Origin of the sequence: Thomasclavelia ramosa DSM 1402 (assembly GCF_014131695.1) — a bacterium.
Taxonomy (GTDB): domain Bacteria; phylum Bacillota_I; class Bacilli_A; order Erysipelotrichales; family Coprobacillaceae; genus Thomasclavelia; species Thomasclavelia ramosa.
Genome location: NZ_CP036346.1, coordinates 78,285 through 98,705, shown reverse-complemented (window position 1 = coordinate 98,705; position 20,421 = coordinate 78,285). Strand labels below are relative to the sequence as shown.

The following is a 20,421-nucleotide window of genomic DNA, read 5'->3' as shown; positions in this document are numbered from 1 at the left end:
TATTTATTTTATTTCTAAAAGTTGTAAAAAAGGGAGCTCTAAAGTGAGTGCAAAGTTTACCCACCTAAACAAGTAAGCCACTTTTTCATTATAGAAAATAGCATATGCGATGATATGGGAGGGCAAAAATAAAGATAATAACTCCTATTCAATTAGAAAAAATCAACCTTTTTAGCATTATATTAATTGAAATTGTTTAGATGTTATAGCTATTTTTTATTGTAAAAACGTATTAAAAATTAGTATTGGTCACATCTAAGCGTAAATTACTAATATAGTCACGAGTACTACCATTAAATATGATCGATTGTTGCATTCTTGGATAAACTCTTATAAAAAAGCTATAATATAGTAGAAAAAAAGGAAATCAGCTACCGAAAAAAAGAAATGAAAGCTGTATATCCAAATAACAAAAGTTCAATTATCTAACAAAAAAATGAAGAAATATTAAGTCTTAAGACAAAGAATGAGTACATAAGAAAATTACATACTGTAGTTCATACATGAAAACACGACAACCAAAGAAAAAGGTAAAAATTGTAAATAAATCGTATTGTTATTACCCATCAAAGATTATTCTAAATATTTCCAGTGTTAAGAATCAATACACTACTATAAAATGAATAATGGTTCTCAGAATACCAAAATTATGGATACCATAGATCTTCTTTAGATTTGTCTAACATAGAATTTAAGGCTAATCATAAAAAGTTAAAAGGTTGATGTCACACTATTACAATGAAAGCTAAATATAAATTCATATAGAGGAGATATGATTAGAACAGTTATAAATTTTTACTATAGTCGATGAAGAAAATTATAAAATCTATTATGTAAAAAACTTTAATATAGCCAAATGTACTGAGGTATGACCCACAGATTTATTAGAAGTTCATATAGTTGATAGTAAACTGTATCAATACTCTGTTATAAATTTATATAATCACGAAATGGTATTATTTAATATATCGATACAAACTTTGAACAAGCAGAAGATATGTTAGTAAAATATTTAAAAAGTATGTTGATTTAACTAGATTAATATATCATTTTGATTAAGTATAGCAATATCAAATATAATTGTATCACAAAATACTGAAGGAAAACATTTAATGAACCAAATTCTTTTGATAAGAGTTATAGTTCTATTACAAATGTTACATTAATTTCTATATTAAATGATCTTAAACATTATACAGCTACTTACTCATCTATTGCCAAATGCTATAACGTTAGCCCTTCAACAGTAGTAAGAATATTTGATAATCATGTTCAATTAAAAAGACACCACTTACAAGAAATCATATGTATAGATGATTTCTATTTCGACAGACGTTCTAAATATAAATATGCATTTATGATTATGGGATTCAAAAACTAACTTATCCTAGATATCGTTGAATCTAGATGTGAAGAGAAACTTAATGATTATTTCTTCTCCATTCCTAAGAGTGAACGTGATAAAGTAAAATACATTTCTATGGATATGTATAATCATTACCGCACTTTAATGAGACTATATTTTCCTAAAACTATAATATGTATTGACAGTTTCCGTGTTTTAAAGAAGATTACAGTCTGTCTAAATTCAGTTAGGAAAAGGATATTAAGACGTTACAAAGATAGTCAAGAATACAAATTATTAAAATATAGATACGAACTGCTTTTAAAGAGTGGCGATAAAATAAATGATGAAAAGTACTTTTTTGATCGTACATTAGGTTATACAACTAGTGAAGCAGGAGTATTAGAATGTGTTCTTTCTATAAACAAAGAATTAAAAATGGCTTATAATTTGAAAGAAGATTATCGTGTATTTAATGATGTTAAAGAAAATGAATATAATGAAGAAGAATATCTAACGGATGTATTGAAGGAAAAAATAATTATGTAAAAAAGATTCTATCTAATGAAAATGGAATGACCAATTTTGACAGAGCTAGAAATAGAATTATGTATTCTCAGAATCTTTTAGATACGTATACAATTTCTATTAATAAAAAACAAATCAAGAAAAACAAAAACAAATAAAAAATGAAATAATACTATATCTAGACATAAAAAAGTAGGATAATTATTGAAGATTATACATCTTCTAACCCTACTTTTTGTTTAGTACCCTATATTATTTTAAAGCGTCGCTTAATTCTACTAATTAAATTTAGTCCAAACAATTTGGTTCAATAGACTTTTTACCATAATATTTTTATTTAATTATATAGTATACCAGCAACTAATATCTACATTTCCCGAAATTCCAGGAATGCTTCCAGAACTTGTATATTGCCATCCGAATTTACCTTTATAGTATGGATTTTCCCATCCAATTGTATCAGTATAAGCAGCCATCCACGATACATTGGATAAAATAGCCTTATCATTTAAACTGCTATTAAGCATTGCTCGATAACTATATACATTTGTTGTATAACCTTTTGCATTCATTTCACTTATAAATGCATTCATATTCGCTATATTTTGCTCTTTTGTTATAGTAGTGCGCTCCAAATCAAAATATACAGGATATCCTAATTCATCTGGTGTAACATTATATTTCTGAAGAATATCTATTACAAACTTTGCTTCATTTAAGGCATCATTTTCACTGTTAGAATAATCATATATATATACCCCAAATGGTATTTTCAATCTTCTGCATGCCGCCAAATTATTTGCAAATTGCACATCTTCTATGTATTCCCCATTAGGATGAGCTGCAATTCTCAAAATTGCTCCATCAACATCTCCATACTGTTTTACAGTATTCCAATCGATATTCCCATTATATGAACTAACATCAATTACCTTTTTTGATGGCATATTCCCAGCTATATTTCCTTTATTATCAAAAAAGTATTTTTGCCCATCAATATATGCCCATCCAATTCTTTCCGTAGTATTTATTATATTATGAAACGGTAATTCTATATTGTTTACTGCACCTTTTTCATCATAAGCATAGATATGCGTGACATACGTTCCAAATTCATAATTATGATCGCTTCTATTTACTCTGAAAGTGTATTCGTTTTCCAGTTTTTGTCCCACTCCCCAAATTAAATCATCCTGTTCATTTTTATATGTCCACGTAGGAAATAATACCTCTGTAATTTTATTGTTACTTAAAACTGTGCAAGTAACAGTATACCCACTATCATTTATATTTGAAATTTTGACATTCTTTATTATTGGTTTAGTACTTGTATTTATATCAGGTTCTTTTAAATTTACTGTACCACAAATTGAAAAACCTTTTAATCCTTCTCTATCATACGCATAAATATGAGTAATATAATCACCATACTCAAAATTATGATCTTTACGATTTACCGTAAACGTAGCAACACCATTTTTCAATTCAGCTTCATGCCATACTATATCATCCTGTCCATTGTTTACTGTCCATGTTGGCATTTGAACTCTAACAACTTCCAAATCATCTGTTACTTTACAAATCACCGTATACTCATCAGATGTCACATTAATAACTTTTACATCACTTATAACAGGTGCTTGATTTTCTTCAATTTTTGTATCCAATTCAAGTTTACTATATTCACCCTCATCATCGTAAGCATATATATCAGTATTAATCTTACCAGTATCATAATTATGATTCATCATATCAACTTCTATTGTATATGTATTTCCAGTCCTGTTGGCTGTATACCAGATCAGATCATCCTGTCCGTTGTTCTCGCTCCATGTCGGCATCAGTACTCTGTCTACCGCATTGTCATCTGTTACTGTACATGTCACTGTATATCCGCTTCGGCTCACGTTTGTTATCTTCGCATTGCTTATTACCGGTGCTTCATTTGCCCCCGGTACTGTCGCCGTCAGCTCTACCTTGCTTACTTTTCCTTCGCTGTCATAAGCATATATATCAGTATGGTATTTTCCGCTGTCATTTTTGTGGTTTGATGTCTTTACTTCTATTGTATATGTATTTCCAGTCCTGTTGGCTGTATACCAGATCAGATCATCCTGCCCGTTGTTCTCGCTCCATGTCGGCATCAGTACTCTGTCTACCGCATTGTCATCTGTTACTGTACATGTCACTGTATATCCGCTTCGGCTCACGTTTGTTATCTTCGCATTGCTTATTACCGGTGCTTCATTTGCCCCCGGTACTGTCGCCGTCAGCTCTACCTTGCTTACTTTTCCTTCGCTGTCATAAGCATATATATCAGTATGATATTTTCCGCTGTCATTTTTGTGGTTTGATGTCTTTACTTCTATTGTATATGTATTTCCAGTCCTGTTGGCTGTATACCAGATCAGATCATCCTGCCCGTTGTTCTCGCTCCATGTCGGCATCAGTACTCTGTCCACCGCATTGTCATCTGTTACTGTACATGTCACTGTATATCCGCTTCGGCTCACGTTTGTTATCTTCGCATTGCTTATTACCGGTGCTTCATTTGCCCCCGGTACTGTCGCCGTCAGCTCTACCTTGCTTACTTTTCCTTCGCTGTCATAAGCATATATATCAGTATGGTATTTTCCGCTGTCATTTTTGTGGTTTGATGTCTTTACTTCTATTGTATATGTATTTTCAGTCCTGTTGGCTGTATACCAGATCAGATCATCCTGCCCGTTGTTCTCGCTCCATGTCGGCATCAGTACTCTGTCTACCGCATTGTCATCTGTTACTGTACATGTCACTGTATATCCGCTTCGGCTCACGTTTGTTATCTTCGCATTGCTTATTACCGGTGCTTCATTTGCCCCCGGTACTGTCGCCGTCAGCTCTACCTTGCTTACTTTTCCTTCGCTGTCATAAGCATATATATCAGTATGATATTTTCCGCTGTCATTTTTGTGGTTTGATGTCTTTACTTCTATTGTATATGTATTTCCAGTCCTGTTGGCTGTATACCAGATCAGATCATCCTGCCCGTTGTTCTCGCTCCATGTCGGCATCAGTACTCTGTCTACCGCATTGTCATCTGTTACTGTACATGTCACTGTATATCCGCTTTGGCTCACGTTTGTTATCTTCGCATTGCTTATTACCGGTGCTTCATTTGCCCCCGGTACTGTCGCCGTCAGCTCTACCTTGCTTACTTTTCCTTCGCTGTCATAAGCATATATATCAGTATGATATTTTCCGCTGTCATTTTTGTGGTTTGATGTCTTTACTTCTATTGTATATGTATTTCCAGTCCTGTTGGCTGTATACCAGATCAGATCATCCTGCCCGTTGTTCTCGCTCCATGTCGGCATCAGTACCCTGTCTACCGCATTGTCATCTGTTACTGTACATGTCACTGTATATCCGCTTTGGCTCACGTTTGTTATCTTCGCATTGCTTATTACCGGTGCTTCATTTGCCCCCGGTACTGTCGCCGTCAGCTCTACCTTGCTTACTTTTCCTTCGCTGTCATAAGCATATATATCAGTATGATATTTTCCGCTGTCATTTTTGTGGTTTGATGTCTTTACTTCTATTGTATATGTATTTCCGCTCCTGTTGGCTGTATACCAGATCAGATCATCCTGCCCGTTGTTCTCGCTCCATGTCGGCATCAGTACTCTGTCTACCGCATTGTCATCTGTTACTGTACATGTCACTGTATATCCGCTTCGGCTCACGTTTGTTATCTTCGCATTGCTTATTACTGGTGCTTCATTTTTCTCATATGAAATATCATTTCCATTATTTACAATTGTTAAATGATTAGAAGATACATATGCATAATCACTGTCATAATTATATTCCGCACTTGTTGACACTGCAGTCCTATTACTATTCAATACTGAATCACTTTGAATTTCATAGAATTCATTTTCAGGAGTCTTCTTTCTTACTATAAAAGCATAACTAGGATTTTTTATTGTTGTATATAGAACTGTTGATGATATATTGCTTGATTGTCGTACATTCAAATTAGTCCGTGACGTTCCAGCAACATCTTTTACACCAATAGTATAATAATTTTTATCTTTTCCAGATATACTCGCATCCATATTTTCAGCAATTGATGCACATTTTTCACCTTCGTATGGGTCAGAGGAGTATTTACCGAAAATTCCACTTCCTTTATCACCAAAGTACCCACCCCTAAATAAACTTGTGTATGTCCCATTTAGATATTTCTTTGACATCCAGTTTGATGCAAAATCTTCAATACAAGCTTCGACACTTGAATATTTTTTGGCATCTTCTGAAGGGTTAGCATCTGTTGCATTCATCCCAAATAAATTATTTTTATTTTGAGCTATAGAACTCTTACCCCAACCTGATTCAAGTGCAGCAAAACTCGCTGCCATTAATGCATTTACACCATACTTATTTTGATATTTTATGAACATGTCACCAGTATTATTTAATTTCGATGTACTTGAGTTTGCTTTATTGTTAAGATAAGTTGTTAATTCTTGAGCAGTGTAGTTTGTTTTACTTCGCATTGGTAGGTATTGAAAATAATTATAATATGGGGTACTTGGATTAACCGAATTTGTTCTTACATTATTTTTGTAATCCGTAATCATAGTATTATAATTTTCATAAAAATAGTGTCCATCATAGCTATAATATTCTTTTCCTTTTGTCAAATAGCTTGGTCCTTTTCCTACATAGTTACTATTTCCTTGATTACCGGTAGCATTAACATTATTAGAAATATAATGATATAAATTACCTGATGAATTTACTTCATAGTTACTTGCATAATAAGTTCCTTGTGTTAAAACCTCTACTTTACTTGGATCTACTAACCCTGTAACACCTGAAATCATAAACTTAACTTTTCCATTTTCATAACCTAAAAAAGCAGCATCAGCAGCACTTGCTTTTGAAATATATCCCGCCTGTCCAGTATAATAATCTACAAACTCCGTAGTTGTTCCTGCACTACTACAGTTAAAATTAACCATATTGGCTGTACTCACAACTCTTAATCTAGGATTATACACTTCTCCAGTAGTACCATCATAGACATCCACAGTTGTGATGTTTCCATTCTCATCAACAAATTTAGTTTGACCAATAACTTCCTTATTACCATTTTTTGTTTCAATCGAAGAATTATTTTCTAATTCCGTAGTGGAATTACTATTTAGATCTATATTTTTATCATTACTACTTTCATCTTCTACTGATAAATCATCATGATTATTAAAAGCCGCAACATTTCCCACTGTCATACTTAATGTAATCAACGATGCAGCACTAACTTTTGCTATTTTTTTCTTCATACACACTCTCCTGACTCTATTAATCAGTATAAGTATACAAAAAATGTGCTAATATAACAATCATTCAATCATTAATTCACACATTTATTTATAATTAAATATAATTATATACACTTTCTTATTTTATTTGTTTAAATATCTAAAACTATATATCTATAACGAACCTTTTCCATAAACAACACTTTTAACAGTTTTATACATAATTGTAAAATCTAACCATATTGACCAATTATGATAATAATAGTCATCTAATTTACACCGATAACTAAACTCCACATCACTTCGACCATTAGCTTGCCACATCCCTGTAACACCAGGTTTTAATTTAATAATTGAATCATAATATTGACCCATATCCTCTTTTTCACGTGGTAAGTATGGTCTTGGCCCTATAAAACTCATTTCACCCTTTAATACATTTACAAATTGTGGCCACTCGTCTAACGATGTTTTCCTTAAAAAATGTCCAACAGGAGTAATCCGAGGATCATCTTTTAATTTTTTGTTAGTTAAATACTCTTCTTTTATTTTAGGATCCTCTTCCATCATTCTTTCAAGCTCAGCTTCGGCATTAGGTATCATTGATCTAAATTTATATATTTTAATCAACTTTCCATTTTTCCCAATCCGCTCTTGTGAAAACATGATATTGTCATGGTCACCGCTCTTAACATATTTATATTTCACATAAGCCATTAATGGCAGTAAAGTCATCACCCCTGCTATACCAGCTAATATATCAATAAGTCTCTTAATAAACTTATCTAATAATCCAATTTCATCATTTGAAGTTGCGATTAGTAGCTGTCCATCAAAATCTTGAACTTCTGAAGAAAACGTCATTGTTCCATTCACATCTGGTAAATACTTAACTGAATCAACTTTACCATATATATCGCTCATTACCTTATCAATTACTTGCTGATCAGCTTCTGGTATTGCAATAATGATTTGTTCAATACCTAGGTTTTCTATTGCTTCATCAATTTTATCATATTCATATATAGGACTATGCTTAATAATATTTTCTTGTTCAAATCTAAATAATTCATTTGTTTTATTTACATCAACATATCCCATTATATTAGTTAAAGCAAATCTATTATTATTTGATATTTTTCCTAATCTTGCTGCCTCGTATCCGGTACCAATAACTAATGTTTTCCTCGCAAATTGTTCTCTAAACGCAATTCTAAGAAATCTAGATGCTAATAAACTAATCAAAAACATTGATATCGCCATAAGCGTTAAATGCATTTTTCTTTCGTAACCTGTAGATTGGGGTACTAAAACTAATAAAGCTATGTAAAAACAAAAACTTGATTTGACAAGCTGTTGAATTTCATTCCATATTAAACAAGTATTTAATGAATAATGTCCGTAAATAAATAAAAATAAAAAATATAGCGTTCCTGATCCCACTATTAAATCAATATCCATATGAAAATATAAGCATATAAAATAATACATCACAACCTCAATCATAAATAACATGATTGGCATTATTTTTCTATTCATAATTCCACCTCGACATTCATAGAACAATTATACCTTAATACAACTATTATTTCTATCTTTTATCAGTTTAAACAACTAATAAGATTGTTTAAACTGATAAATATTGTATAATAATTATATACTTTATAGGAGGTTGTCCATGAAATTCTTTTATACGGGATTAAATAAATTTATGTGGAATCACCCATTTATCAAATCTTGTACTCATTTTACTTCAAGATTTTGTCCATACATGGTTGCTATTTTTTATATGCTCTTTTTATTAAAAATATATTTAGATCGACCACACAACCTATTAGGTTTAGCGGCAGAACCAATAGCAGTATTTGCAATTACCGCTATTTTAAGAATTGTAATTGATAGAAAACGCCCCTCTGAAAAATATGATTTGACACCAATTGACGGCAGTAAAAAAACGGGTCATTCATTTCCAAGTATTCATGTTGCTATGTCAATATCAATTGCTTTAGCTGTTTTACACTTTGGTCCTAATATGGGATTGCTATTAAGTACCCTTGCAATAGCTATCTCATTATGTAGACTTTTATCAGGTGTTCACTACTTAACTGATATTCTTGCAAGTATTGCTATTGCTTTTATAGTTAATTTAATTTAATAACTTTTTAATCACAAGATAAAAAATATTCTTGTGATTTTTATTAAATAATACTGGGTGGGATTAAAGGATGCATATAGTAATAGTAAAATATCCAACATGTAATTAAGAATTAGAAAACAATATATCTATTTTCCAAGGTTCAAAACTAAAATTAAAAATAGTGATGAGTATAAAAGGTAGATAATTTTGATATTAAACATTTAACTAAATAATTTAGAAAAAGACTCGACTTCACTTCAAAAGTACGAGTCTTTAATATATTCTTTATAACTCATTAGATCTTCTAGCAAAAGTAAAGTTACCACTCGATACTGAAGAAATCTTAACTACATCACCAGTTTGAGGTGCATGGATATATTGACCATTACCAATGTAAATACCAACATGACCTGACTTCCATAAAATATCTCCTGGTAAAGCTTGTGATACACTTATTTGAGTACCATAACTCTTTAATTCACCTGTTGTTCGAGGAATACTAAATCCTACTTGAGCATAGCACCACTTAACAAGCCCAGAACAATCAAATGTGTTGGGACCATTTCCTCCCCAAACATATGGGCATCCTAATCTCGAATGCGCTGCATCAACGATACGGTCACGTATCGTAATTGTAGCATCTACAAAAGCCACACCACCTCTATCAAATGTGGAGTTTCTAGGAACAAGTTTAATTTCAATTGCTTCTGATTGAATCCTTCCCCCTATCGTACCTGCTGTTTCTCCATTCTTTGCCCAACCTAACCAACCCATATTGGAAACATGCATTCTATAATAGATATCAAAAAAATCAGACATTGTTCTTGATAAACTAATTTCAATTGCCTCAATAGGTTTATTTTGACCTTCAGTTCCCGCTCTTTCATTGCTAGAGACCCAGTTCTGCCAACCCACATCAGAAACATGAGTTCGATATGTTAATCCACTATTACCATCAAAATCACTTAATTTAATTTTAACAGCTTCCATTCTCTTTTTTTGATTAGTAGTTCCTGCCATCTTACCTTCATCTGCATAACTCATCCATCCCATATCTTGCACATGAGAGCTATATGTTAATGTTGGTTTTGTTAGTGATGATAATCCCTCTGTTGAAATTTGACTTCCTTTAATAACTAATTTAATTTGAATCGCTTCTGTTCGAAGTGCAAGTCCTATCGATCCTGCAATCTCTCCATTCTTTGCCCAGCCTAGCCAACCCCTATATGGCACGTGTACCCGATAATAAATATCATACATATCTTTGTACTCATTTGTAAGCTCTGCTTGAAACGCTTGTATAGCTATTGCTTTATCTGTAGTGCCTGCTTGAGCTCCTGATGTAACCCATGCTTGCCACCCAACATCAGCTATATGAGCACGATATCTTACCATACTTTTATCATTTTCTTTAAGATTTAAAATTAATGCCTCTAGTCGCTTACTTTGATTTACAGTTCCTGCAATTTCATTATCATGGACTGTATCTAACCAACCTTTATCTTCAACATGAGCTTGATAATTTATTGCTGGTAACTCCATTGCACTTAATGAAAGGGGTGAAGTAAAAATGCCTAATGTAAAAACTAGCGTCGTGCATGTAAGCATTACTACCACAAATAACTTTAAAAATTTTTTCATAAAACTTTTCTCTGTATATTAGAATCTAATCTGTTATCATCAAATCATTAACAAAAAATTCAATATACTTTTCCTTTCCTGATTTTTATTTAGAATTGTTAAAGTGAATCTATATTTTAAACCAATCCGTACATAATTTAGCTTTTTTCACAACCTACTTTTCTATTATCAAAATATAGTTTTATTAAATATATAGAAATTTTAATAAATAATTTTTAAATCAATAAAATATTATATCAAAAAATAGAAGAGCCAAAAACTTAACTCTCCTACTTCTTCCATATAACTAATATTAATATTTTGAATACTAATATAACCAATTAAAATATTTAACATACAAAAAACAGTTAAATACTCCAATCCAATTTTAAATAAAGACAATATTATCTTTATAAAACTATACTTGCACTCATGTCACAGATAGTTTTTCGAGCATTCTCTCCTATAATGCTTACGAAATAATTTATGGTTATACAATAAGAAAGCTATTGACTATTAAAATTAATAAGAAAAATGTTATAATTAATATTTCTGGTATATACTTTTCTTCACTTAACAACATTCTAAAAACTATTAATTAATTTTATAAAACTTAACGACTTTAGTACAGTATATTTAGAGTTACTCTTCTAAACAGAATTTTTTACACATTATATTTACTAAACTTTAGTAATTACAGCACTTACTAAATATTCTCTATCATTGACTTTTATTTGAATATCATCAGTAAAGCCAAAATCATTTGATCCAATTTCAATTTTTTTCATCATCATTAAGAAACACAGTCCCATAATATGAATTATCACCACATAGACTAATATTATATATTCCAGCCTCTAAATCCACTCCAACCTTAAATACACCATTATTTTAAAGATTTAATGTTGATCGCTCATCAACAAATAACACTGTTTCATTAGATTGATATGTCAAGCCCATATCTTCGTAATTTTCATAAAAAATAAATACTTGACCTACTTTTTATTTCTAGCAAATGCATCAACACTTGCCTCAAGATTTTCTCCATATTCTGTTGTATACCCGGTAGCTTCTAAAACTTACTTTATTTCTGAATTAGTTTTTAATTCTGAGCTGTTTGAGCCACTCAAATTATCTGATTTACTACTGCCCCCAACCATTCCAATACATAAAAATAGTACCAATACAATTTCAAATAGCTTCTTCAGATTTTCTCTCCATCGCTATATATAATTATACAATATAGTAGTGATAAATACTACTTTACAAAAAATAAATTTTATCTACATTTAAGTAAATATAGCTATTTAATATCAGTAAAATATAAAATTATAGACTTTTACAATTAATAAATACTCATTAGAAAATTTGTGGTTTTTTTAATAATCTTATGCCCACTTAACAAATTTATTTTTAGTTATACCTGCATTCTCAAGCTTTTTTTGTTCATTTTTATCTTTATTATTGCCATTAGCTTTACCATATACAATAGCTGAAGTCTCACAAAATTATGACCATTATAATTTTCAATCTTATTATCATCCTTTGAACTTATTGTAATCTTCAGATAAATACCCATATCTTTGAATCATGGTAAATAAAATATATTATCAAGATTTCATACTATAAAGCATATCTATCTAAAATATTCTTTAAATAATTTTATTAGACTCTTTTCTAGACTTTCTGAAACATATAATAAAAATCAACGCAATACTTAATTAAACTTATAAATATTCTCATCTAAAAAAGTTGAACTCTTTTGAACTTCAGCCTCAATATAAGCCTGACCATACTTTTCAATCGCTGTAGGTAAACTACTAAAAAGATTTGTACCTAAAGCTAACTTATTTCCATCTACTTTAAATCCCATAGCTGCTAACGTAGTTGGAAACATATCTAAATGACTGAACTGTCTGTTTTTTATATTATTACTCGATACTTTAGAATTAATAAAACAGTTATATGTCGTTCTAACATAATCAGCAGGAATATCTTTAGTATATTTAACCGCCATAGTATTATGATCACCAACTAAAACAATTGTTGTATTTGCAAACCAGGACTGTTCCTTACACCATGAGATAAAATTATTTACTTGTTTTGATTGACAAGCATAAATATTCTCATATCTATTTGAATAGGTATTCGGACAAAGTGAACATTTAATTCCATCGGTTGTATGGCAATCTATTGTTGCCATTGTAAAATTAAATTTTTGACCACTATTGACTAAGTTAGTTATCTCCTCCTTAGCAATTCTAAATAAGCCCTGATCATTTATTCCCCACTCGCACACTTCACCTCGTTGCACTCGTCCATCATTCTTAAGGGCTTTATAATCTACGATCTTATAGTTTCCATGTTGTTCGAACAGCTTATCAGTCCCCGCGAAAGTCGCATTACCTCCAATACAAAATTCCTGAATATAACCATTTTCCGCAAGAATATCACCAATCATTTTTGCTCCCGGCATAAATTTAGCATAATTACTCATATCATTAGCTACTTCTGATTTTAATGGCAAGCCTGATGACTGCCCTACCATTGAAGCTATCGTCCAAGTAGTTCCAGTAAACCCCAAAGCCCCTCCAGCTTTGTCAGTATTTGAAAAACTAATATTCTCATTGGCTAATTGAGTCAGCTCAGGTAAACAATTAATTTCTTTGATACCGCCATTAACAACATCCATGAACGTATTTTCATAAGACTCTAAATATATATATATTAAATTATTAGGATTCTCACCAGAAACTGCAACACTCGTTGGATCAGCATAAATAAGTTCTGGATCTCCGTCCGAAACCTCTTTCTTTACAGCAATCTTTTTCGGCTCATATATTTCCGTTTTTTGATTACTTTTGCGCAAATAGTCAAATACCCCAAAATTACTTTCTGCCATAGATAACGCACCTGCCAATAAAACAACTCCTAAAACCCATAGATGACGATTAATCACATATAAAAATCTTGGTTTCACAAATCTATTTGCCCAATATTTTCTTATCAAATAGTAAGAAATTAAAACAATTACCATTATTACCAAAGAAAAAACAAGTGATTCTAAAATCCAGCTAATAATAATACCATGATCAGTACTTGTTGTCGGAGCTAATACAGTAAACAACAACTGATCCATATCTACTTTTCCAAAAGTACGATTACACCACAATACCGAAGTACAAATCATTAACGATAAAAATAAAAAAATACTAAATATAATTATTGATACAGCTCTATGCCTTTTACTCATTACTATCACCAAATTTAATTTTAACATAATCTTTAACAATTTCTAACAAATTTCTAACACAATAATATATTCGTTTCTAAATTAGATTAAAAATTTATTTTTCTTTAAAAAAACAACACTTCACCTTATAATATAACTATGGAAAAACTATATTCAACTGGTGAATTTGCGAAAATGGCAGGTGTCACCTTAAGAACAATCAGATATTATGATAAAATCGGTCTTTTAAAACCAACAAAAATTCTTGATAACGGATATCGCCGCTATTGCAATCGTGATTTAATTACCCTTCAAAAGATCCTCTCACTAAAAGAATTAGGATTCTCACTTGAAGAAATTTATCCTCTTATTCAAGATAATAACCAGGATAACTTTAAAGAGTCGATTAAACTGCAAACCAATCTAATTGATCAGAAAATCAAACATTTAACCAATCTAAAAGATTCTTTAAAAGCAACAGAGCGTCTAATCAATAAAAAAAATATCGCCTGGGACAAAATTATTGAACTGATCCGCTTATCAACAATTGATGATAATCTTGTCACGCAATATATGAATGCTAAAAATCTTGATACACGAATCAAACTGCATGACAAATTTTCAATAAACCAGCAAGGCTGGTTTCCCTGGATTTTTGAACAAATTGATTTTTCCACCGTGTATCGTCTATTAGAGCTCGGCTGTGGAAATGGTAAATTATGGGAGAACAATACATATAATCTTCGTAATCGAGAAATCTTCTTATCAGATAATTCTGAGGGAATGATAGATGAAATTCGTCAAAAACTTGGAAATGATTATAATTATATTGTTGCAGACTGCCAAAGTATTCCTTTTAAAAATAACTACTTTGATACAATTGTTGCTAATCACATGCTTTTTTATTTAAAGGATTTAAAACAAGGTTTAACTGAAATAACTCGTGTCTTAAAGAATAATGGTACTTTTTATTGCACGACCTACAGTAAATATCATATGCAGGAAATTAGCGAACTTGCTCAAAACTTTGACTCACGTATCTCTTTATCTGATGATCCTCTTCCTGAACGTTTCGGTCTTGAAAATGGTAAAGATATTTTAAAAAGCTATTTTAATTATGTGGAATTAAAAAAATATGAAGATTATTTGTTAATAACTGAAGCCCAACCACTTATCGATTATATTCTTAGTTGTCATGGTAATCAAAACGAATACCTTGGTAATCGACTAAAAGAATTTAAAATATATATCGAAGATTTAATCAAAGAATCCCAGGGGATTAAGATCACCAAGGACTCTGGTTTATTTATTTGTACGAAGTAAAGCGACTCTTTTAGGAGTCGCTTTACTTTTTAAATTGGTTCAGGAGCCTCTAGATACCGCTCCGCATAACATGTACAGATCATTCCCGTAATGGCTGCTAATGAATATGGATGACTGGCATAGTCATTAATACTTTCATAGCGAATATAGTAATCTACATAGGGAATTTCAATATCCGAATTACAAGTAATTAAATATATTTTAGGTTTGTCATTAGTATTTCTAAATAATGTCTTTCTTTCAAAAGCTCGTTTAAAATAAGTACCGGATTCTGATAAAATAATAATCAAATTACTACTATCAGCATTATTGATATATTCAATTTGATCACTATATTTCATTGATGTATGAATAAATTTATGGCATGTTTGAAGATCATATTGTAAATTTTGGGCAACACTTTGTGATTGCATATATCCAAAGGCTGCAACATTTGAATAATTCGCAATATCAGTTACCAATTTATAAATATCTTTTTCGTTAATTGTTCTCTTTAATAATTGTAAATTTTCTATAACCCCTTCAACAAAGGATTGACCAGGAACCTCTTTTTGATAACTTTGATAATAGAATTTATTTTTGGCATACTGGTGAGCTGGCTGGTACTTTGCAATTTGACTTTTTAACTCATTATAATCTCGTAAGCCAATATCACGGCAAAACCTAGAAATACTAGAATTAGACACATAGCACTCTTTCGCTAATTCGGTTATGGAGATATCCTCCAGAGCCCGCATGTTCTCTAAAATATATTTAGCAATTCGATAATTATTAGAATTAATTAATTCGCTATTGATCGTTGATAACAAGATAATCGTTAAATTATACATACCAGTTCCACCCTTCATAAAATCTATTAATAATTCAATAGTATATCATGAACAGTTAAAATGTCTAATTTTATTTTCTAATTACTACTGTTCTTGCTAGTTTATCATGAAAAGATTGTGATAAAGGATTAAAATACGCATAAATAATTGAAGCGAGGGTTATTGCATACGCTCCATATTTAAGAATCGGAATAATCTCGGCTGTAATCAATAAGCCAATTAATTTACGGATATACGTGGCTGAAACGACAATCCCACCTTCTATTACTACTGCACCAATGATTTCTCTTAAAAACATTGTTTTTGTATCCACTTTTTGTCCATCAGTTTTAACAACTTGTAGTTTACAAATTTTCTTTCCTAAAGTTTGACCTTTCCATATATATGTCGGAACAGCAAAATAATAACAAATCCCAACAACTACAACAAACAGACCATAGATCATTCCTATTTTATAGCCATATGTTTCTAGTTGAAAAGAATATGGTTGAATATAGTCCTTACCCCTAAGAAAAAAAGTTACAGGAATAGCGACAATCATATTACTAATGTACCAGTCAATGACCATTGCTAAAAAACGCTGAAATCGCAACTTAGCAATATCGTAGCCTTTTATCTCTATTTTTCTTTTATTATCTCTTTTTTTACTCATTTTTCTTCTCCAATAAATTTTTAAAATAAAAAGAGATTTAAAATCTCTTTTTGGTGTGTAAGTTTATCTTTATCCTTGATTGTATCAACTTTTAATAAATTAGCTATTTTCTTCAGCTAATTTCTGTTTTTCCATTAATTTAAAGAATGGATAATAAAGTAGCATATCCAAAATAATTAAGATAATAACCATGATTCCCGCTTTGATATCCATACAGCCCAAGGCTGCGCCAATCGGTGCCGGAGTTGTCCATGGAGTCTCAACTACGCCCTTTCCAACAATATTTAAAGCCATACAAGTATAAGCAATAATTGTATTAATTACCGGTACAAAAATAAATGGTATCATCATTAACGGATTCAAGACCATTGGTAACCCGAAGATGATTGGCTCATTGATATTAAAAATTGCTGGTCCGATTGATAATTTACCTAATGTCTTTAACTCTACTGATTTTGAGCGTAACAAGAGAATACATAAACCTAATGTTGCACCTCCGCCACCAAGTGTAATTACATAAGACCAAAATGGTTGAGTAAAGAAATTGACAATTGGCTCACCAGCTGAAAAAGCAGTGATATTTGCCATTAAATACATTTGCATAAACGGCAGTCTGATTGGCTGCGTAATACTTGCACCATGTAAACCAAAGAACCAGAAAGTTTGAGCAATAATTGTAATTAAACAAATTCCAAGTAATGAATCTAATCCTGAAATTGCTGGTGCTAAAATCGTCATGATCAAACTAGGTAATAATTCACCACTAATATTTTGAATAATCAATGATAAGCCATAGAAGACTCCCATACAAACAAATAGTGGTAAAATTGAATCAAATGATGAAGCGATTGCTGGAGGAACTCCCTCAGGCATCTTAAAACGAATATTTTTCTTCAACATCACCCTCATTATTTCAACACAGCCGATAGAAACAATAATAGCAGTAAAAATACCTTTAGCATCTAGGTAGGTCGTAGGAATAAAACTAGCTGCCTGTGCTAATAGATCATTAGTGTTGGCCCCCTCACTAATTGCACTAGTCAATACCGCAGTTGTTGTTGGTGCACAAATCAATAAAAATACTGTGGTTGAAACAATCGCTGCATTTAATCCTGACATTTCATATCTTTTAGCCAAATGATATGCGATCGCGATAGCAACAAATAGCCCCATTAATGCCATTGTCATATTGTACGGCAGTCGCAAAGCCGTTGCATTGGCCTGAGCCCAATTATACCAGCCAATTAATAGATCACTAATTACTCCCCAATCCGGTAAACTCTTTGGCGTAAATGGTGGAGTTGAAATAATTAAACAAAAACCACCTAAAATCGATAATGGAATCGCCACTACCATACCATCACGAATTGCTGCCAAATGACGCTGGTTCCCAAGTTTATTAGCAATTGGAACTAAAGTCTTATTGGCAATCTCATTGAATTTTTCAATAAAATTCATATTTTAATTCCTCCCTTCTTTTAACCTCCCCATGATTATATAAACTCAACCAGTCTATAAACAATTATTTTGCATAATTGCGAAATAATTTCCAATATTTGGAAATCACTAATTATTTTAGTTGAATTTATGATAAAATGAAAAAATAGCTAAAAAAGTTATTTTAAAAAATATAAATATTATTAATTATTTTACCAAAATTACCTTGACCTAATATCTTTATTGCCTTAGAATAGCCTTTGTGTAAGCTTTACTTCTTTATCCAAGATGTTTCATAAAATATGAAAATCAAGGAGAAAGATTATGAAATTAATTATTGAAGATTCAAAAGAAAAAATGAGTGAAAGTGCGATGCAAATTTTACTCGGAACAATGATGCAAGATAAGCGTGTAAATATTTCACTAACCGCTGGTCGTTCACCCGAATTATTATATAAAATGATGATTCCATATGTTAAAGATCAAGCAAAATTCGCTGATGTGCAATATTATTTATTCGATGAAGCCCCATATATTGGAAAAACAGCTAAAGAAGATGGTGAAAACTGGAAAGAAATGCAAAAAGTGTTTTTTGAACCAGCTAATATTCCTGCCGATCGAGTTCATATCACTACTATGGACAATTGGGAAACCTTTGATGAACAGATTCGTAATGCCGGAGAAATCGATGCAATGCTGATTGGGTTAGGATTTGATGGTCACTTTTGTAGTAACTGTCCTCGCTGTACACCAATGGACAGCTATACTTATGCATTAGAACGCAAAATTAAAAATGCGGTTAATCCCGCTTATGCTGATAAACCCCAACAACCGGTAACTTTAACAATGGGTCCAAAGAGTTTGATGCGAGTAAAACACCTAGTAATGATTGTCACAGGTAAAGAAAAAGCAGAAATTTTAAAGCAAATGCTTGATTCACCAATCACTGACGAATTACCAGCTACCATTTTAAAACTGCATCCTAACTTTACGGTTATTTGTGATCAAGATGCTGCTTCATTACTAGATTTAAATAACTATAAAAGATTATAACAAAACGGCCTATTGTAGTGTCCCGCCTAAAGTTAGACTGACTTTAGGCGAGCGCTGCATATTAGCCGTTTTATTTATTTTCATATTTTTTTGCACTTGAGAAGCCTTTTCCCCTAACCTCATTTACCTTATTGATAATCATAAAGGCATCAGGATCGATGTCATAAACATAATTATTTAACTGGGTCAACTCTCGATTATTTACAACTGTTAAAACTACTGGGTACTGATTATGCTTAAAACCCGTCTCACTATGAATCAGTGTAGTTCCCCGATCAAGAACACTAATAATCTTTTCATTTATCTCATTAAATTTAGCGCTAACTATTTTGACTTGCATCTGTGATTTTCCAATAACCAATACTTTATCTAAGACAACAGTATAGATCAGCACTAGCAAGATTCCATAAAAAACCATTTCTCGATTACGAATGACCATTTGTCCTAGTAAAATAATAAAATCAAAACCATACATACTTACTGAAATAGGAATACCTAATTTTTTATTTAGGATCAATGGCGGTATATCCATTCCTCCAGTACTAGCTCCACAACGAATTACTAACCCGATTGCTGTACCAATCATTAATCCCGCTAAAATAACGCATAATAATGTATCTTTACTCATCATTTCATTTTTAAAAACACCTTGAAGAATCCCTAAAATGAATGGATAGTAAAAAGAACTGATCAAAGTCGTTAAAGCAAACTTTTTCCCTAATACTTTCCACCCAATTAAAAACATACTGACATTAAAAATTGAAACAAAGACAGTTATTGAAAATCCAGTCGTCGCATTTACTAACAACGCCATCCCTGTTGTTCCACCTGTAATTAAATTATTAGGTAAAATAAACATCGTTACTCCTAAAGCATAAATTGTATTACCTAATAATATTCCGATTATATTTCTGATATCTTTCATTTTCTCACTCTTTCATCATTACTTTCAACT

The 20,421-nt window shown here is 31.4% G+C and carries 13 protein-coding genes; 4 read left to right on the top strand and 9 right to left on the bottom strand.

The features are described 5' to 3' along the window. Nucleotides 1–1,384 precede the first annotated feature (1,384 nt). A complete protein-coding gene (locus EYR00_RS00420; protein ID WP_335755917.1) occupies nt 1,385–1,894 on the top strand; it encodes a transposase in 510 nt (169 codons plus the stop codon). Between the two features lie 320 nt (nt 1,895–2,214). Here the strand turns inward: EYR00_RS00420 and EYR00_RS00415 are convergent, their stop codons facing one another. Both EYR00_RS00415 and EYR00_RS00410 read right to left on the bottom strand, forming a co-directional pair. Next, complete coding sequence (locus EYR00_RS00415) at nt 2,215–7,203, bottom strand: GBS Bsp-like repeat-containing protein (protein WP_182481622.1); 4,989 nt, start codon at nt 7,201–7,203, stop codon at nt 2,215–2,217. A 153-nt stretch (nt 7,204–7,356) separates the two neighbouring features. Next, complete coding sequence (locus EYR00_RS00410; protein WP_003535375.1) at nt 7,357–8,721, bottom strand: exopolysaccharide biosynthesis polyprenyl glycosylphosphotransferase; 1,365 nt, start codon at nt 8,719–8,721, stop codon at nt 7,357–7,359. Between the two features lie 139 nt (nt 8,722–8,860). On the opposite strand from EYR00_RS00410, the gene EYR00_RS00405 reads away from it, so the two are divergent. After that, the gene (locus tag EYR00_RS00405) at nt 8,861–9,337 is read left to right on the top strand and encodes a phosphatase PAP2 family protein (protein ID WP_008792507.1); all 477 of its coding nucleotides are present in this window, start codon (nt 8,861–8,863) and stop codon (nt 9,335–9,337) included. 267 nt (nt 9,338–9,604) lie between these two features. On the opposite strand, the gene EYR00_RS00400 is transcribed toward EYR00_RS00405, so the two are convergent. From EYR00_RS00400 to EYR00_RS00395, 3 genes are all read right to left on the bottom strand, one after another. Then, a complete protein-coding gene (locus EYR00_RS00400) occupies nt 9,605–10,960 on the bottom strand; it encodes an NlpC/P60 family protein (RefSeq protein WP_003535379.1) in 1,356 nt (451 codons plus the stop codon). A gap of 659 nt (nt 10,961–11,619) precedes the next feature. After that, a complete protein-coding gene (locus EYR00_RS15690) occupies nt 11,620–11,751 on the bottom strand; it encodes a hypothetical protein (protein WP_257603233.1) in 132 nt (43 codons plus the stop codon). A 905-nt stretch (nt 11,752–12,656) separates the two neighbouring features. Next, nucleotides 12,657–14,192 (bottom strand): LTA synthase family protein, encoded by a 1,536-nt coding sequence (locus tag EYR00_RS00395; RefSeq protein WP_227154471.1) that lies wholly within the window; start codon nt 14,190–14,192, stop codon nt 12,657–12,659. Nucleotides 14,193–14,330: 138 nt separating this feature from the next. On the opposite strand from EYR00_RS00395, the gene EYR00_RS00390 reads away from it, so the two are divergent. Next, nucleotides 14,331–15,494 (top strand): MerR family transcriptional regulator, encoded by a 1,164-nt coding sequence (locus EYR00_RS00390; RefSeq protein WP_003535389.1) that lies wholly within the window; start codon nt 14,331–14,333, stop codon nt 15,492–15,494. Nucleotides 15,495–15,523: 29 nt separating this feature from the next. Here EYR00_RS00390 and EYR00_RS00385 read toward each other — a convergent pair whose 3' ends face one another. The 3 genes from EYR00_RS00385 to EYR00_RS00375 all read right to left on the bottom strand — a co-directional run bounded on the left by EYR00_RS00385 (nt 15,524) and on the right by EYR00_RS00375 (nt 18,434). Continuing rightward, a complete protein-coding gene (locus EYR00_RS00385; protein WP_009300437.1) occupies nt 15,524–16,324 on the bottom strand; it encodes a MurR/RpiR family transcriptional regulator in 801 nt (266 codons plus the stop codon). Between the two features lie 70 nt (nt 16,325–16,394). Next, nucleotides 16,395–16,976, bottom strand: coding sequence for an RDD family protein (locus tag EYR00_RS00380; RefSeq protein ID WP_003535393.1), 582 nt, complete (start codon nt 16,974–16,976; stop codon nt 16,395–16,397). Between the two features lie 99 nt (nt 16,977–17,075). Then, on the bottom strand, nt 17,076–18,434 hold the full coding sequence (locus tag EYR00_RS00375) for a PTS sugar transporter subunit IIC (protein ID WP_003535395.1): 1,359 nt from the start codon (nt 18,432–18,434) through the stop codon (nt 17,076–17,078). Nucleotides 18,435–18,737: 303 nt separating this feature from the next. On the opposite strand from EYR00_RS00375, the gene EYR00_RS00370 reads away from it, so the two are divergent. Continuing rightward, entirely contained in the window at nt 18,738–19,466 is a 729-nt protein-coding gene (locus EYR00_RS00370; protein WP_003535397.1) for a 6-phosphogluconolactonase, read from the top strand. Nucleotides 19,467–19,536: 70 nt separating this feature from the next. On the opposite strand, the gene EYR00_RS00365 is transcribed toward EYR00_RS00370, so the two are convergent. After that, complete coding sequence (locus EYR00_RS00365) at nt 19,537–20,391, bottom strand: YitT family protein (RefSeq protein ID WP_003535398.1); 855 nt, start codon at nt 20,389–20,391, stop codon at nt 19,537–19,539. Between the last annotated feature and the right edge of the window lie 30 nt (nt 20,392–20,421).

Bases quoted from the DNA above. Each gene is read 5' to 3' on its own strand.
- EYR00_RS00405 (WP_008792507.1), top strand. From the start codon at position 8,861: ATGAAATTCTTTTATACGGGATTAAATAAATTTATGTGGAATCACCCA.
- EYR00_RS00390 (WP_003535389.1), top strand. From the start codon at position 14,331: ATGGAAAAACTATATTCAACTGGTGAATTTGCGAAAATGGCAGGTGTC.
- EYR00_RS00375 (WP_003535395.1), bottom strand. From the start codon at position 18,434: ATGAATTTTATTGAAAAATTCAATGAGATTGCCAATAAGACTTTAGTT.
- EYR00_RS15690 (WP_257603233.1), bottom strand. From the start codon at position 11,751: ATGGGACTGTGTTTCTTAATGATGATGAAAAAAATTGAAATTGGATCA.
- EYR00_RS00370 (WP_003535397.1), top strand. From the start codon at position 18,738: ATGAAATTAATTATTGAAGATTCAAAAGAAAAAATGAGTGAAAGTGCG.
- EYR00_RS00380 (WP_003535393.1), bottom strand. From the start codon at position 16,976: ATGAGTAAAAAAAGAGATAATAAAAGAAAAATAGAGATAAAAGGCTAC.
- EYR00_RS00385 (WP_009300437.1), bottom strand. From the start codon at position 16,324: ATGTATAATTTAACGATTATCTTGTTATCAACGATCAATAGCGAATTA.
- EYR00_RS00365 (WP_003535398.1), bottom strand. From the start codon at position 20,391: ATGAAAGATATCAGAAATATAATCGGAATATTATTAGGTAATACAATT.
- EYR00_RS00410 (WP_003535375.1), bottom strand. From the start codon at position 8,721: ATGAATAGAAAAATAATGCCAATCATGTTATTTATGATTGAGGTTGTG.
- EYR00_RS00395 (WP_227154471.1), bottom strand. From the start codon at position 14,192: ATGAGTAAAAGGCATAGAGCTGTATCAATAATTATATTTAGTATTTTT.
- EYR00_RS00400 (WP_003535379.1), bottom strand. From the start codon at position 10,960: ATGAAAAAATTTTTAAAGTTATTTGTGGTAGTAATGCTTACATGCACG.
- EYR00_RS00415 (WP_182481622.1), bottom strand. From the start codon at position 7,203: ATGAAGAAAAAAATAGCAAAAGTTAGTGCTGCATCGTTGATTACATTA.